Origin of the sequence: Caproicibacter sp. BJN0012 (genome assembly GCF_035986805.1) — a bacterium.
GTDB lineage: Bacteria > Bacillota > Clostridia > Oscillospirales > Acutalibacteraceae > Caproicibacter.
On the sequence record NZ_CP142518.1, the window covers coordinates 3,314,237 to 3,328,729 of the forward strand.

18 protein-coding genes are annotated in these 14,493 nt (G+C 57.0%); 11 read left to right on the plus strand and 7 right to left on the minus strand.

Translation table 11 applies throughout. From position 1 onward, the window contains the following. Positions 1-97: 97 nt before the first annotated feature. The gene (locus VA597_RS16380) at positions 98-442 is read right to left on the minus strand and encodes a winged helix-turn-helix transcriptional regulator (RefSeq protein WP_128743897.1); all 345 of its coding nucleotides are present in this window, start codon (positions 440-442) and stop codon (positions 98-100) included. Positions 443-597: 155 nt separating this feature from the next. Between VA597_RS16380 and VA597_RS16385 the strand changes: the two genes are divergently transcribed. Further along, on the plus strand, positions 598-993 hold the full coding sequence (locus VA597_RS16385; protein WP_326974877.1) for a pyridoxamine 5'-phosphate oxidase family protein: 396 nt from the start codon (positions 598-600) through the stop codon (positions 991-993). 73 nt (positions 994-1,066) lie between these two features. On the opposite strand, the gene VA597_RS16390 is transcribed toward VA597_RS16385, so the two are convergent. The 6 genes from VA597_RS16390 to VA597_RS16415 form a co-directional block, all read right to left on the minus strand. Beyond that, entirely contained in the window at positions 1,067-1,519 is a 453-nt protein-coding gene (locus tag VA597_RS16390) for a GNAT family N-acetyltransferase (RefSeq protein ID WP_128743899.1), read from the minus strand. Positions 1,520-1,563: 44 nt separating this feature from the next. After that, entirely contained in the window at positions 1,564-3,075 is a 1,512-nt protein-coding gene (locus VA597_RS16395; RefSeq protein ID WP_128743900.1) for an AAA family ATPase, read from the minus strand. Continuing rightward, entirely contained in the window at positions 3,065-4,426 is a 1,362-nt protein-coding gene (locus tag VA597_RS16400) for a vWA domain-containing protein (protein WP_128743901.1), read from the minus strand. Before VA597_RS16400 ends, VA597_RS16395 begins: the two co-directional genes overlap by 11 nt. Before the next feature lie 23 nt (positions 4,427-4,449). Then, positions 4,450-5,412 carry a leucine-rich repeat protein gene (locus tag VA597_RS16405; protein ID WP_243112835.1) on the minus strand — a complete coding sequence of 321 codons (963 nt, stop codon included), beginning with the start codon at positions 5,410-5,412 and terminating at the stop codon, positions 4,450-4,452. A 37-nt stretch (positions 5,413-5,449) separates the two neighbouring features. Further along, the gene (locus VA597_RS16410) at positions 5,450-6,469 is read right to left on the minus strand and encodes a M42 family metallopeptidase (protein ID WP_128743903.1); all 1,020 of its coding nucleotides are present in this window, start codon (positions 6,467-6,469) and stop codon (positions 5,450-5,452) included. An 87-nt stretch (positions 6,470-6,556) separates the two neighbouring features. Continuing rightward, the gene (locus VA597_RS16415; RefSeq protein ID WP_164919105.1) at positions 6,557-7,171 is read right to left on the minus strand and encodes a Type 1 glutamine amidotransferase-like domain-containing protein; all 615 of its coding nucleotides are present in this window, start codon (positions 7,169-7,171) and stop codon (positions 6,557-6,559) included. 304 nt (positions 7,172-7,475) lie between these two features. Here VA597_RS16415 and VA597_RS16420 point away from each other — a divergent pair, with 304 nt between their 5' ends. The 10 genes from VA597_RS16420 (at position 7,476) to VA597_RS16465 (ending at position 14,491) form a co-directional block, all read left to right on the plus strand. Next, positions 7,476-8,333, plus strand: a complete 858-nt coding sequence (locus VA597_RS16420) for a patatin-like phospholipase family protein (protein ID WP_128743905.1) — start codon at positions 7,476-7,478, stop codon at positions 8,331-8,333. 172 nt (positions 8,334-8,505) lie between these two features. Beyond that, complete coding sequence (locus VA597_RS16425; RefSeq protein ID WP_128743906.1) at positions 8,506-8,970, plus strand: LytTR family DNA-binding domain-containing protein; 465 nt, start codon at positions 8,506-8,508, stop codon at positions 8,968-8,970. Further along, the gene (locus VA597_RS16430) at positions 8,960-9,676 is read left to right on the plus strand and encodes a LiaF transmembrane domain-containing protein (protein ID WP_128743907.1); all 717 of its coding nucleotides are present in this window, start codon (positions 8,960-8,962) and stop codon (positions 9,674-9,676) included. The genes VA597_RS16425 and VA597_RS16430 overlap by 11 nt, the downstream gene beginning before the upstream one ends. A 28-nt stretch (positions 9,677-9,704) precedes the next feature. Beyond that, positions 9,705-10,124, plus strand: coding sequence for a bis(5'-nucleosyl)-tetraphosphatase (locus VA597_RS16435; protein WP_128743908.1), 420 nt, complete (start codon positions 9,705-9,707; stop codon positions 10,122-10,124). A gap of 208 nt (positions 10,125-10,332) precedes the next feature. Continuing rightward, the gene (locus VA597_RS16440) at positions 10,333-10,509 is read left to right on the plus strand and encodes a hypothetical protein (RefSeq protein ID WP_164919106.1); all 177 of its coding nucleotides are present in this window, start codon (positions 10,333-10,335) and stop codon (positions 10,507-10,509) included. Then, a complete protein-coding gene (locus VA597_RS16445; RefSeq protein ID WP_128743909.1) occupies positions 10,506-11,375 on the plus strand; it encodes a GH25 family lysozyme in 870 nt (289 codons plus the stop codon). The genes VA597_RS16440 and VA597_RS16445 overlap by 4 nt, the downstream gene beginning before the upstream one ends. A 12-nt stretch (positions 11,376-11,387) precedes the next feature. After that, positions 11,388-11,666, plus strand: a complete 279-nt coding sequence (locus VA597_RS16450; protein ID WP_128743910.1) for a hypothetical protein — start codon at positions 11,388-11,390, stop codon at positions 11,664-11,666. A gap of 37 nt (positions 11,667-11,703) precedes the next feature. Then, positions 11,704-11,964 carry a hypothetical protein gene (locus tag VA597_RS16455; protein ID WP_243112548.1) on the plus strand — a complete coding sequence of 87 codons (261 nt, stop codon included), beginning with the start codon at positions 11,704-11,706 and terminating at the stop codon, positions 11,962-11,964. A 303-nt stretch (positions 11,965-12,267) separates the two neighbouring features. Continuing rightward, positions 12,268-13,338 (plus strand): hypothetical protein, encoded by a 1,071-nt coding sequence (locus VA597_RS16460; protein WP_326974878.1) that lies wholly within the window; start codon positions 12,268-12,270, stop codon positions 13,336-13,338. Between the two features lie 19 nt (positions 13,339-13,357). Further along, entirely contained in the window at positions 13,358-14,491 is a 1,134-nt protein-coding gene (locus VA597_RS16465; protein WP_128743962.1) for an anaerobic sulfatase maturase, read from the plus strand. Positions 14,492-14,493 lie beyond the last annotated feature (2 nt).

Below are 14,493 nucleotides of genomic sequence, written 5' to 3' on the forward strand. Positions count from 1 at the left end.
ATTCCTGTAGTTCTCTTTTTTCTGTTCTTCATTATACTCGCGCCGAAATTAGCTGTCAATATCATCCAATTCCCCTTGGGCTATTCGGGAAACCTGCTCAAAGGTTTCTTTCATGAGCGCCCATTTCCCTGCCGTAATCAATCCCCCAGTCACGCATCGCGTCAAGGACAGGCCCCAGGCTGTATCCCGTGCGCGTCAAAGTGTATTCCACGCGGGGCGGGACCTCCGGATACACCTTCCGCGTCAGAAGCCCCGAGTGCTCCATGTCCCGCAGATTGGAGGTCAGCACCTTCTGCGAGATGCCGGCAATCGACTTTTTCAGCTCCCCGAACCGGCGGGTCCCTTCCATCAGGTCGCGCAGAATCAAGACCTTCCAACGGTTCGCGATCATTGTAAGAGTCACTTCAACGGGGCAGTCAGGCAGTTCTTTCTTCTGATCCATAAAAACTCTCGTCCTTCCGGTATCTTTGTCATACTTGGTATCCGATCGTTCTCTACCTTACAAAAATGTGCCTACTTCACATCCCGCAATTACCATCCTATAATAACCTTAACGGCAAAATCATAAAAAGTCAAGCGTCATGGGAGGTTAAGAAAATGAATCAGATTGTGAAAGCCCTGGAGGAAACAAAGGTCTTTTACGTTGCGACGGTGGAAGGCGACCAGCCGCGGGTGCGTCCGTTCGGCGCCGTGATGGAATACGGGGGCAGAATCTATTTCAGCACGAACAACACCAAGAACGTGTACCACCAGATGAGGAAGAACCCCAAGGTGGAAATCTGCGGCTGCAAGCCGGACGGAACCTGGGTCCGCGTCACGGGCAGGCTGGTCCGCGACGACAACGACGGCGCCAGGGCCGCCATGCTGGAAAAGATGCCGGAGCTGAAAAGCATGTACCGCGTGGGCGACGGCAAATTTGAAGTTCTTTTTCTTGAGGATGCGGAGGCCACGCTCTACTCGATGACGGACGCTCCGAAAAAAATTGCCGGATAGCCCGCGAGAGCAAAACGGCGTCGGTTTCAAAAGGGGACCCGGAAGTCAAATCCGAGTCCCCTTTTCTTCGGTTTCAGAAATCTAAAATCATCTGACAGTACGGAAGATCCTGAAAGCCCAGCCGGCGGTAAAGAGAAATCGCCCGCTGATTTGCGCCCTCCGCTTCCAGCCGGAGCCTTTTCACATTTTCCGGCAGGTGTTTCTTCAAATAGGCGAGATAGGCATGGCAAAGGCCGCGGCCGCGGTAGTCCGGCTTGATGTAAAGCTCCTCGGCCCAGACGACCATGCCGCCCGCCTCCTGGGAAAAGGTCTTGGCAAGAAGCCCGTAGCCCGCCACATCGCCGCGAACCTCCAGAAAGAAAGCCTGTGCGTATTCCTCCGACCGCATCAGCTCCCGAAATGTGTTTTCAAAATAGGAACGCGGAAGAGTGTGGTCGACGGCATCCGAGGAATAAAAGTCCTGCGCCATCTGAAGATAAGCCTCCCGGTCCTCCTCTTTTAATTTCCGAATGACGATTTCGTCCATAGCTGCCTCCTGTTTTACAATGAATGCTCTTCTCCGTTTTCCGGTCAGGTGGAAAGGCCGTCGATGTCCTTCAGGATTTCCCTCCTGCGGCCGCCGAGCAGCAGACTGCGGTTGTAACGGTCATACGGTTCCGAACCGTTTTCCAGGATAAATCCGGAGCTGTAAAATCCGACCGTCAGCTCCGTGACGAAAATCACCATCTCCTGGCTTTCTCCAAACGTCACCGACATAAAATCAAAGGCGTGATTCAGCATTTTCGACGCTGTTTCGGTGATTTCTTCCTTTCGCGCGGTCTCTTCCCCAAAGTGCTTTTTCACGGTTTCGAACGCCTCTTCGGCCCCGGGCCGTTCCATTCGAAGCAGTTCGTCGGCGTAATTCTCCAGCAGCCGGACGCATCGGGACTCCGCCGTTTCTCCGTCGCGGTCGAGCCGTCCGCTCTCCCGCCGCAGGGCAAGAGAGTCCGCCGCCTCCCGCGCCAGCCGCCGCAATACGGCCTCCGGGTCGACGGTCTCTTTCTTCAGTTCTTCCTTCCATTCGCCGAGGCGCTCAAACACCGCCTCAACCGACCGGTCGGTCAGCTCGGCGTCCCGGAACGCGCTGTTGAGGCGGCTCAGCAGCAGGCCGATCACGCTCAGCCTTTCGTCGAACCGGGCATGCTGCAGCATGGCGACCGCGCGCTCCGAAATTTGCCCGTTCAGGATCTCGTCGACGCGGTAATCATCGCGGTACTTCTGATAAAGTTCGTAATAATTGGCAAAATCCTTCGCGACGGCTGGATTCTGGATGTACTGGAGAATCAGGTCCTGCCCGATTTCAAGTTCCAGGCTCTCGCAGACCGTCATCATTTCGGAAAGGTCCTCCCAGCCGCGCGCCGTCGCGAACGCGGCCCCGTCCGGCGTGGTTTCGATCCGGTAAAAATTCTCGCCGCGCAGCTCCAGATAGGACAGAATCGCTCCGTGGATCGACTGCCGGTAGGCGTATTCCTTCCAGACGGAGAAATCCGGCTGCACATCGATTTTTCTCACGCGGTCCAGCGTGACGATGTCGAATTCGCGCGCCGAGCGGTTGTACTCCGGCGGATTGCCGGCCGCGACGATGATCCAGCCCTCCGGCACCTTCTGGTTGCCGAACGTCTTGCCCTGCAAAAATTGCAGCATGGTGGGAGCCAGCGTTTCGGAGACGCAGTTGATCTCGTCGATGAACAGAATGCCTTCGCAAAGGCCCGTCTGCTCCATCCGGTCGTAAACGGAGGCGATGATCTCGCTCATGGTGTACTCCGTCACGGAAAACTCTTTTCCTCCGTAGGTCTTCTCCCGGATAAACGGCAGACCGACGGCGCTTTGGCGGGTGTGGTGCGTGATGGTGTAGGCCACCAGCGCCACCCCGCACTCCCGCGCCGCCTGTTCGACGATCTGCGTCTTGCCGACGCCGGGCGGGCCCATCAGAAGCATCGGCCGCTGGCGCACCGGCGGGATGCGGTAATTTCCGTTTTCGTCCCGCTTCAAATACGCCCTCACGGTATTTTCGATTTCTTCCTTCGCCTGTTTAATATTCATAATGAGGCAGGTCCTCCCAGTCTTCTTGATTTTCCGCCGTTTCCGGTTTCCGGTCCAGATCGTCCGGCTCCAGGATCAGCTTCATGGCCCACGGCGGCACATCCGCGTCGGTGAAATCGTCCCGCAGAAAGACGAAGGCGACGTCGTAGGGCGGTCTGTGTTCCGGGTAAACGCCCCGTCCATCCGTAAAATAGATCAGCCCCTTGAGGCGCCGGAACTCCTTCCCGCGGAGCAACTCGTCCACATAGCGGAACACCGGACGGAAATCCGTGCCGCCGCTGCCGATCAGCTCGAAGTGATCCATATAATCCCGCAGTTCTTCCCCGTTCGTGATCTTCCGGTCGGACCGGACCGTTTCGTCGCACTGGACGATGTGGATGTTGACCCGGCGGAAGAAGCTTTCGGTATCTTTCAGAATGGAATAGGTCTGCTCCAGAAACCCGCGCACCAGACGGCCGGAGCAGGACATCGAGGTGTCCACGGCGATCACGAAATCCTCGATCCGGCGGGTCTCGCGCGTTTCCTGCGGTTCGATCAGCGGCAGGTTGCCGTAAAGGCGCAGGCCGTAGGAATAAAAGATCGGGTCGAACGAGTCCGGGTCCAGCCGTGCCTCCTCCCGCAGAACGGCGAATTTCCGAAGAAAGCGCCGGTAATCATACCGCTCCCTGTTTTCCACCCGGACCTGGGAAAGAATCGCCTGTGCGTGTTCGGCGGGGTCTTTCGAGAGGGTCTCCATGCCGGTCTGCATTTTCCGGCTGATGTCGTCCCATTTCTGTTGGAGCGGCGGCATTCCGGCGGGCGGTCTTTTCTGCGGGTCCGGCCAGAAAGAGTGGTCGTCGATCCGAAACTCCCGCTCAAGTTCCATGCGCGCCTCGAGATTCAGGTCCATCGTCCGGAGCAGCTCGTAGACTTTCTCCGCCGTCGGCACCTTGCATTTTTCGCGGAGCGTTTCGTAAAAATTTCGCCGGAACCAGGAGGGGGACTGCCGCACGGAGCGCTGCGCGATCCCGTCCAGCACGGATTCCATCGCAATGTCGCAGGCGAGGTCCCACAGTTCCCGGTCCTCTCCGGGCCGCTTCCAGAGGTGGCGGAACACGCAGTGCAGGACGCAGTGGAGGTATCCGCGGTTGATCAAAATCCGGTTTTGCCGGTATCGGACGAAAAGAAGATCGGGGTCGTAAAAAAGGCTGGCTCCGTCCGTTCCCAGATATTCCGCGCCCGGCCTCATCTCATAGGAGAGCGCGCTGAGCGCGAGGTCGAGAAAGCGCATGGAAAGGTACAGGTCCGTTCGGGATTCCTTCAGAATGCGGTCCCCGATCTCCCGCACCCGTTCTTCCATTTCATCCGCCATGGCGCTCCTCCTTCCGCGGTGTCTTACAGGTCATAGGTCTTTTTCTTCGGGGCGAAGCGGCGGTGCCGTTCATCGAGCAGAACGCAGAGACACTCCGCCCGCTCCAGCCGGGAAGCTTCCTCCGCCGCGGCCGCGAGGCTTTCGGGAGTGAAGACGCCGTTTGCCGAAAGAAACAAGAGCCCGTCCGGATCGTCTTCCCGGACCAGCAGGCACGCGGCGGCAGCCGCGTTATTTTTCAGGCAGGAGCGGTAGCGTTCCGCCGCGGCTTCCGTCAGGTGGACCGGTCGGCGCAGGCGCTCCAGCGCGATGCGCAGCAGTGTTTCCGGGGCCGTTTCGCTCCGGGCCAGCGGAAACTGCGCGTCGTAGCCTTCCGCATCCAGCCCGTCCCCCCGGAAGCACTGCCGGTAGCGGAAGCCCGCCCCGTGGATGAAATGCTCAAAAATGCGGGCGGGGCAATTTTCGACGGATTCCTCATAATACTCCGGAAAAATCCAGACGGACTCCTCTTTTTCGGAGCGGAAGACGACGCGGACCTCCCGCTGAAGCTCCGCGAGAATTCCCCGCAGACAGGTTTTCGCGCCCGCAGGGGCTACGACCGCGATCCTTCCGAGGGCCGCGCAGTTCATGAACGCCCCGTTTCCGACCTGCGCGGGCCCCTCTCCCAAAGAGAGGAGCGACAGGCCGGTGCAGTTGTAAAACGCATAGGCCCCGATCGACCTCAATCCCGAAGGCAGCCGGATCTCCCGAAGGGACGCCCCGCCGAGAAACCGCTCCCCGCCGCCGGGCGCCTCGGCTTCGTCCGTCAGGGCCTCGCGGATTTCGGCGCCCGGAGGAAGCTGCGCCCCGGCGGTTTCCGGAGAGGAAAACGCGTAGGCGCCGATTTCCCGCACCGGCAGCCCGCCGATCTCGTCGGGGACGCGGACGGACGCGCCCGATCCCGAACAGGAAAAGACGGACGCGCCGCCCGGAACGGCGATATATCGCACCTTCAATCCGCGCACCCTTTCCTTTCAAAATTCACGATCAATCCCGGCCCACATACCGCTCCAGCAGCTTCAAGGTGTTGTCGGCGCCGTCCACATGGGACCGCTCGTACCCGTGGGACGCGTACACCCCGGCCCCGATCAGGCCGTGCTTCAGGTCGTAGCCCGCGGCCAGCGCCGCATCCGCATCCGACCCGTAAAACGGATAAACATCCACTGCAAAGTCAAGTTTTGCCTGTTCCGCGCAGCGGATCAGCTCCGTCGTGACCTCGTAGTCATACGGTCCGCGGGAGTCCTTTGAGCAGATGCTCACCATGCGTTCGGTGCAGGAAAGGCCCTCCCCCACGCAGCCCATGTCCACGCTGAGGATCTCCTTCGCGTCCGCGGGCAGCGCGCCGCAGGCTCCGTGCCCGACCTCCTCGTACACGGTGATGAATGCGTAAACCTTCCGTTTCAGGGACAGTTTCTTCTCGGAGATCCGTTTCGCAAGGCCCAGAAGGATCGCCACGGACAGCTTGTCGTCCAGAAAACGGCTCTTGATGTATCCGCTTTGAGTCACGACCGTGCGCGGGTCGAAGCAGACAAAGTCCCCGGCGCGGATGCCCAGCTTCCCGGCGTCCTCTTTTTCCTTCACATCTTCATCCACCACGACCTCCATGTCGTCAAAGGTCCTGCTCTGCTCGGAAAATTTGTTGTTGACGTGAATGGAAGGGTCGTTCATCTGGAGCGTTCCCTCGAAAACCTTGCCGGAACGCGTGCGGATGCGGCAGTTTTCCGTTTCGCAGTTGTTCGCGTTCAGGCCGCCGATGTTCGTAATGCGCAGCCTGCCGTTCTTCTTGATTTCGGCCACCATGCCGCCGAGCGTGTCGATATGGGCGGAAAGGATCAGCGGGTCCCCCTCGCCGCCCAGATCGCAGACCACGCAGCCTTTGTTGGTCAGATACGGCTGAAACCCCAACTTCCGGAATTCCTCCATCGTGTACCGCGTCACTTCACCGGTAAACCCACTGGGACTGTCGATCGAAGTCAGCTTTTTGAGCTGGTTCAGAATAAATTTCATTTTCCTCTTCCTTTTTCAATCTTCGCGTTCTGAAGCGCGGGCGGGATTTTCTCCGCGCCTTTTCTTCTAAATCCGACTTCCGTTCCGTTATTTGATCAGAACATGACTTGTTTCCCTCCCGGTAAGGATGCCCTGTCCGTCGTCAAGCCTGATTACTTTACATGCATGCTTTCTCTCATATTCCGCCGTCCGCTCTTCCAGATTCGGAATCTCCGACAGCATTCTGTGATAATGCGGAAGAATTTCGACATCCGTCAGATGCAGTCCCGACAGGTCGGTCAAGCCGACTTCCTCATTCAGCTCCGGGCTGAATCCGGCAACCAGCCGGATGTCCTTTTGCAGAACGATGCTGCCCGCGCTGATTCCGACGATAATTTTGCCCTCCGCAAAATCTCTGAAGAAGTCTCCGCATGCCGCGCACTTCATCTGCCGGAGCAGATAAAAAGGATTTCCCCCTATGATTTCGATCAAATCATAGGCTTTGAGCAGTTCCGACTCCTGCGTGTCAAGGTCGAAACAATCCACGGACAGACCCAGGGATTCCAGCTGCGCGGTCAGCTTCGGAACATGCCAGTCCCTGTCCTTGTATCCGACGGAAGCGGTGGTGATCATCGCGGCCCTTTTTTCACGGGAAGGCAGCTGCTTTCCCACTTCTTCCAGCAAAGACCGGGATGATAAACCATTCGAAGTCAGAAGCACCATGAGCATCCCTCCCGCCGAATTTCTTCGCAGCCGGACAATGAAACGCTCTGCGCCAGGCCGTGCAGAGTGTCCCCTTTTCCTTCAGGCCGCAGGTTTAAAGTTATTATATTCCGATCCGCGGCCGATTACAACACCAACGGGGGACAGGTGCCGCCCCCTGCCGATTCAGCGCCACGGATAAAAATGATTCCGATTCTGCAAATCAGATGGTGAAATCCCGCGGTCCGTGCTATAATTGGAATTAAGAATTGCACTGCGATAAAATTACGGGATTTTATCTAATGTTTGGAGGGAGAATTACAATATGACGGGAGTGATCGACGTCGGCGGAGGACTGCGTGGAATTTACGGCGCCGGAGTTTTCGACTATTGCCTGGACCATGGAATCGAGTTTGACTATTGCATCGGCGTGTCGGCCGGCAGCGCGAACATTGCCTCTTTTCTTGGAAAGCAAAAAGGCAGGAATTACCGGTTTTATATGGAATACGCTTTCCGCAGGCAGTACATGAGCCTGCACAATCTGATCCACACAGGCTCCTATATCGACATGGATTATGTTTATGGCGAGCTTTCCAATTTGAACGGGGAAAATCCGCTGAACTATGAAGCGATTAAAAACTCGCACAGTCAGATGAAAGTCGTCGCGCTGAACGCGGTGAGCGGAGGAAGCACCTATTTTGACAAAAACGACATGGCGCAGGACAGTTACCATATTTTGAAGGCGTCGTCCAGCATCCCCGTCGTCTGCAGGCCCTATTCCGTGGACGGAATTCCGTATTACGACGGCGGAATCGCCGACCCCGTGCCGATCCGGAAGGCTTTTGGCGACGGATGCGACAGGGTCGCCGTCATTCTGACAAAGCCGCGGGACACGGTGCGGGTGCAGAAAAAAGACGCGCCGTTTGCCAGGCTGCTGCGCCGCCGATACCCCAAAGCCGCCGAAAACCTGCTGCTGCGCTACCGCAAATACAACGAGGGCGTCGCCCTCGCAAAGGACTACGCGAAACGCGGGAAAGCGCTCATCATCGCGCCGGACGACTGCTGCGGAATGAGCACGCTGACGAAGAAGAAAAGCTGTATCGACCAGATGTACCGCAAGGGATATGCCGACGCGCGCGCGCTTCCGGCGTTTCTGCACCGGACGGATACGATTTCCGCATAAGATTCTTTCTGCGGGGCAGCCTGTTTCCACAGGACGGCGACCGGTGAAAAGCCCCGAAACGGCATCTCATCCGCAATTTCATACCTGTTGCCGGCCTGAGACGACCGGATACCCGAATCCCCTTTTCCTGCTCCGGGAAAGCCGCTATACTGTACCCATAAGAGGTGGGCAAATGAAGGTTCGAATTGAAGTGACCGATGACCTGGAGGAAGACGAGGTCCTGATCCGCTGCGGCCGCGTGGATCAGACCATCCGGAAAATACACCAGTTCATTCTGGACCAGTCCAAGCCGGGACCGAAAATCACCTTTTATCGGCAGAATCAGGAATACTATTTTCCGCTGGAGGATGTTTTGTTCTTTGAAGCGGAGGGCGATCACGTCTACGCCCACACGGCCGACGGAGCCTACCTGGTCAAATACCGGCTGTATGAGCTGGAGCAGATTCTTCCCCGCAGCTTCGCCAGGGCGGCAAAGTCCGCCATCGTGAATGTTCTGAGGATCTATTCCATCACGCGGGACCTCACTTCCTCCAGCCTGATCCAGTTCGCGGGCACCTACAAACAGGTTTACGCGTCCCGGTATTATTACGGGGAACTGCGGCGGCGGTTAAATGAAAGGGGAACACATGAGATATAGAAATTGGTTTTGGGGCATTTTCTTTTTGGCGGCGGCGGTTTTCGTGATTGCAAGCCAGACCGGCGCGTTCGCCAGCATCGGATTCTGGAGCATCGCCGCGACCGTACTGCTTGCGGCCGTGTTGATCAGCAGCCTGACGGATCTGAATTTTTTCGGTCTGTTCCTTTCCGCGGCTCTGCTCTACCTGATCTATCAGCACCCGCTCCATCTGGTTATTTTTCCGTTTTGGCAGCTGGTGCTGGCGGCCGTTTTTGCCTCGACCGGGTTCAGCATGATCTTCCACAGCCGTTATCGCCATCATTGGCACCGGTACAGCCATTACAATGGAGCGGATAAGTCCGATCAAAAAACAGAGGAATCCATCGACGGCAACGATATTTTCATCAAAACGAATTTTAGCGAGTCCTGCAAATACCCGCACTCCGACAATCTCCACAGCGCCCGTCTCGCCTCCTCTTTCGGCAAGCTGAGCGTTTTCTTCGATCAGGTTCAGCTCGGTCCGGAGGGCGCGGAGGCCGGCGTCGACGTGAGCTTCGGAGAAATGATCCTCTATGTGCCGAAAAGCTGGCGTGTGGTCGATCATGTCCACGCGGCATTCGGGGCCGTGAACAGCAACCTTGACACGGCGTCGGCCGACGCCGGAGCGCCGGCGCTCACCCTGACCGGCAGCGTGTCGTTCGGCAACCTCGTCATCCGTTACACATAACCCTATTTTACAGAAAGCGGTTGGTTTCATGAATCAGGAAAAATCCTGCGGAGCGGTTGTTTATTCTAAGGCCGGCGGAACTTTGAAATACCTTCTGATCCGGCACGTCAACGGCGGGCACTGGTCCTTTCCCAAGGGTCACGTGGAAGCCGGGGAAAATGAAAAACAAACCGCGCTGCGCGAGATCCGGGAGGAAACCGGGCTGAACGTCACTCTCGACCCCGGATTCCGCCGGATCGCATCTTACAGCCCGGCGGAGGGGGTCTGGAAAAACGTGATCTACTTTACAGCGGAAGCCAATGACCCTCGGCTGAAGACACAGGCGGCGGAGATACTGGAGGCCGGGTGGTATCCTTTCAGTGAAGCAAAAAGAAAAATTACCTATCCGAACGACGCCGCACTTTTTCAGGAGGCGGACGCATACCTCAGGGAACGCGGCAGGGTCTGAAAAAGGGAATCCAAACGGGGTCCGGGCGATTTTTATCGCGCCGGGCCCGATTTTTTTGATCCGGTGAGTCTCCAAAGGGCAAACGAAGCGGAAATAGAGGGGTTTATTGAAAAGGCGGGATCCCGTGCGATTCGGCAAAACCCGCGGCACCTGCGCCGGTCCCGCAACATATTTTGAAAAGGGTCCGCTAAGAAAGGAGACTTGCATTGTGACTGGTCGGAAAATCCATGAGATGATCAAAAACCTCGCCCTTGGCATGACATGGGATCAATGGGCCGGGACGGACAGAGACAGCTTGGCTGAAGCGAACCAAATCCGCCGCATCCACGCGGCCGGAATTGCCGAGGAACGGGAGGCTCTGCGGAAAGCGGGGCGTTTCCAATGAACGAGCGGTGGATTGATGTCTCCGCCCATAACGGCACGATCGACTGGGCGAAAGCGGCGGCTTCCGGCATTCGGGGCGCGATTCTGCGGGCCGGTTACGGAAACAGTGTTTCACAGACGGACTCACAGTTTAAAAGCAATATCAGCGCAGCGGCGGCGGCTGGTTTGAAAACGGCCGTGTACTGGTTTGGATACGCCGATTCCGAATCCGACGCCATGGCGGAATGGTCGGTCTGCAAGCAGGTGATTGAGCCATACCGCGGCAGCATCCTGTTTCTCGCTTACGATTATGAATACGCATCCGTAAACTACTACAGGAAGATGCACGGAACGGCTCCGTCCAACGAGCTGATCAACAGCATGGTCGGAACATTTCTGGGCGCTGCAAAAAAGGACGGCTGGAACCCCGTTCTGTATTTGAACAACGATTACCGTACGAATATTTACTCTGCCGAAACGCTCGGATTGTGGGACCTCTGGCTTGCCGATTACAGCGCCGGACCGGACGTTGCCTGCGCCGTGCAGCAGACGTCTAATTCCGGTACGGTGCCGGGAATTTCCGGAACCGTGGATTTGGACATCGTATTCCACGATTTTTCAAAAACGGCGACTTCGGTGCAGATTGACACCACCATGGACCTTTCCCGCCCTCACGGCCAGTATTATACGGTGAAAACCGTCTGTCCGCAGCAGGTGTCCGTTACGGCCGGGACCGGCGGAATCGTCACCATCGTGCCGTTTCCCAAAAGCGGGAACGAACAGCTGTTTGCCCTGGTGGCCGTCGGCTTCACCGGAACGGAAACAGGAATCTACACGGCCGCTCCGGGGGAAAAGCCCCTGAAGCGCTTTATTTTCCGCGTCACGTAAGGTGGGATGACTTTGTCGGTGCAAAACTGGATTGCCCTGATCAGCGCTATCGTGGCTTTTCTTGCGCTGCTGGTTACGCTGCTGCGCGGGATCAGGTCCGAAGCGCGGGAGGATGGGAAAACGGCGGAGGTGCTGCGCCAGGTGAACGCCCAGCTGGAAAGCATCAGCAAGCAGGAGGCGGCCAACAGCGCCAGAATCGAAACCATTGTCGAGCGGGTTGTCATTGTGGAGCAATCCGCCAAGCAGGCTCATTTTCGCATTGACGAACTGAGGGATGAGCTGCATAAATGAAAGCCGGACGATTCCGGCAGAAAGAGGGTTTTTGGGGATGAATTGGAAAGAAAAGCTGTCTTCACGTAAATTCTGGGTCGCCGTCGCCGGACTGGTTGTCGGCGTGATCGCTCTGTTCAGTCCCGGCACGGACACTTCTCAGGTCACCGGCGTCATTATGGCGCTCGGCTCGGTCGTCGCCTATATTGTGGGCGAGGGAATGATCGATGCCGCAGCCGCCGGGACGGCGCAGGACCCGGCTGAAAACAGCGGCGGGCAGGCCGGGGACTCCACCGGCAAAACCAATCCGCAGGGATAACTCTCCCCGGCGCTCTATCGATCGAACGGGCCTCCGGCAAACGGAGGCCCGTTCTGCGTTAACGCGTCCGGCCGGCCCGGCGCGGAGCCCCGCGGGGGCCAGACGTATCCCCAATAAATGAATTCCCCTGACCCGGCCTTCTTTTCCTGGTGTGAGAAGGCCGAAGAAGGACGGTCAGGATTTCTTTTCTCAACGTCCGGATGATTTGTCATCTAACTATAAAAAGTGCGCTATTATATGATATAATATAAAAAATGCGGGAAATACTGCGAATTAAAATCCATCTCAACCGGAGGATCACGAATGAATTATAAAATCTCGGAAGAAGATTACGTCTCCGTTCTTGAACAGCAGCTGAAACAAAAGCGAAAGAGCCCGGTCCAGCTTTTCGTGTTCCTGTTGAGCACGGCGGGTCAGATGCTGGTCGTTTGTTACCTGATCCTGTCCACGCACGCCTCCGGAATCAGGGCCGCCGGCCTGGCTGCCCTTTCGGTTATCCTGACAGCGCTTTCCCTGGTCAATTTTCTGCGTCTTCGTCCCCGGGCGAAAAATTATTTCAGGGTCCTCCGCGCCAAGGGAAAGATTTCGGAGGAATTCTGGAAGCTTCATACCCTGAAGCTGGAGGGGGAAAAGCTGTCCGTGCGTTTCGGTTCCATTTCAAACTCGTGCGGGATCACGCAGATCAGAGTGGCCGACAACAAGGTCAACGCATACCTTTTACATTTGGGACAAACCCAGTCGATTTTCGATATCGTCCCTTATTCCGCGTTCGGAAATGAAAAGCAGCGCGCGGAATTCCCGGAAACGATCCATCAGGCGGCGTTTCAATGCAGCCTGAGCGGCAGTGAGGCCATCCGCGATTCTATTTCTCCCGACGCGCGCGTGCTGGCGGAGTTTACTTACGGCGAGCCGGCTTATCTGAAAGACCAGAGAAACGCGTTCCGGCGGATGTTCACGACGAAGCTGGCTTGGATGCCCATAAGCATCCTCCTGCTTGTGATCCCCTGTATTTTTCTTTTCTACGCAATTTCCAGTGGACGGATCGTCCTGGTTCTTCTGGCCATCGCGGTTATGATCCTTCTAAACTTTCATTATATCCGGATTTTCTCCCCTCTCATCGACCGGCATATCCGGCGCGACGCGAAGGAACTTCTGCCGTACTTCCCGGACGGCCGTTTCAAGGTCTATCTGGATCAGGCCCGGAAGCAGGTTGTTCTGGCAGGCTCCATCTACTGCATGTCCTTTGCATTCCCGGAAATCAAGGCTGTCCGCAAAATTCCCGGCGGGGCGGCGTGTTATCTGAATCAGAACCTGGTCTTCACCTTTCCTTTCGCGGGAGACGTTTCTGAAATTCAGTCCATTCTCAACAAATAGCAGAAAGGAAGGACACGGCTTGAAAAATGTCAGCCTTCTGATCAAACCCGCTTCCAGCCTGTGCAACCTGTGCTGCCGCTACTGTTTTTACGACGATGTCTCCGGAAACCGTTCGGTCAAAAGCATGGGGCTCATGACCAGCGAAACAGCGGAAAAGCTGATCCGTTCCGCCTGCGAGGCCGTGGAGCCGGGCGGGACAATCTCTTTTGCCTTTCAGGGCGGAGAACCCACTTTGGCCGGTCTCGATTTTTACAGAAACTTTCTTGAAATTGAAAGCAGATACGAGCGGCCGGGCATTCGGGTCAGCCGCGCGATCCAGACCAACGGCGTGGTCCTCGATGAAGAGTGGGCGTCGTTTCTCCGGGAACATCAGTTTCTGGTCGGCCTCTCCGCGGACGGTACGAAGGACCTCAACGATCTTTACCGAAAGGACCGGGAAGGAAAAGGGACCTGGAACCGGATTACAAGCGTTCTGCATCTGCTGCAAAAAAACCGGGTGGAGGTCAATCTGCTCTGTGTCGTGACGGGCCAGTGCGCGCGCAGCCCGCAAAAAGTCTACCATACGCTGAAAAAACTCGGCGTGCAGTACCTGCAGTTTATCCCGTGCCTCGATCCTCTGAAGGGACAGCGCGGCGAAGCGCCTTATTCCCTCTCTCCGGACGCTTACGGAAAATTCTTATGCGGTCTTTTTGACGCCTGGTATCTTGACTGGAAAAGCGGCGAATATGTCAGCATCCGGCTCTTCGACGACTATGTCCATCTGATGATGGGCCTGCCCTCCGGTTCCTGCGCCACCTCTGGCAGCTGCGGAAGCTATTTTGTCGTGGAGAGCGACGGCAGCCTGTATCCCTGCGATTTTTACGTTCTGGACGAATGGCGGCTGGGGACGCTGGAAAACGCGTCTTTGCCCGGCGCCGGCGCTTGTGCGCTCGCCCGGAAGTTTCAGGAGGAGGGATTGAAAAAGCCGGATGCCTGCGCCGGGTGCAAATGGTTTCCCATCTGTCTCGGCGGCTGCAAGCGGGACTGGCAGCCGGTCGGCGGCAAGCTGCAAAACTATTACTGCCCGTCTTTCCAAAGATTCTTCGAGTACACCGCTCCGCGGCTGGCTGAGGTCGCCCGCACGGTAGCGCAGACTCCTCCGAACGGATATTGAAC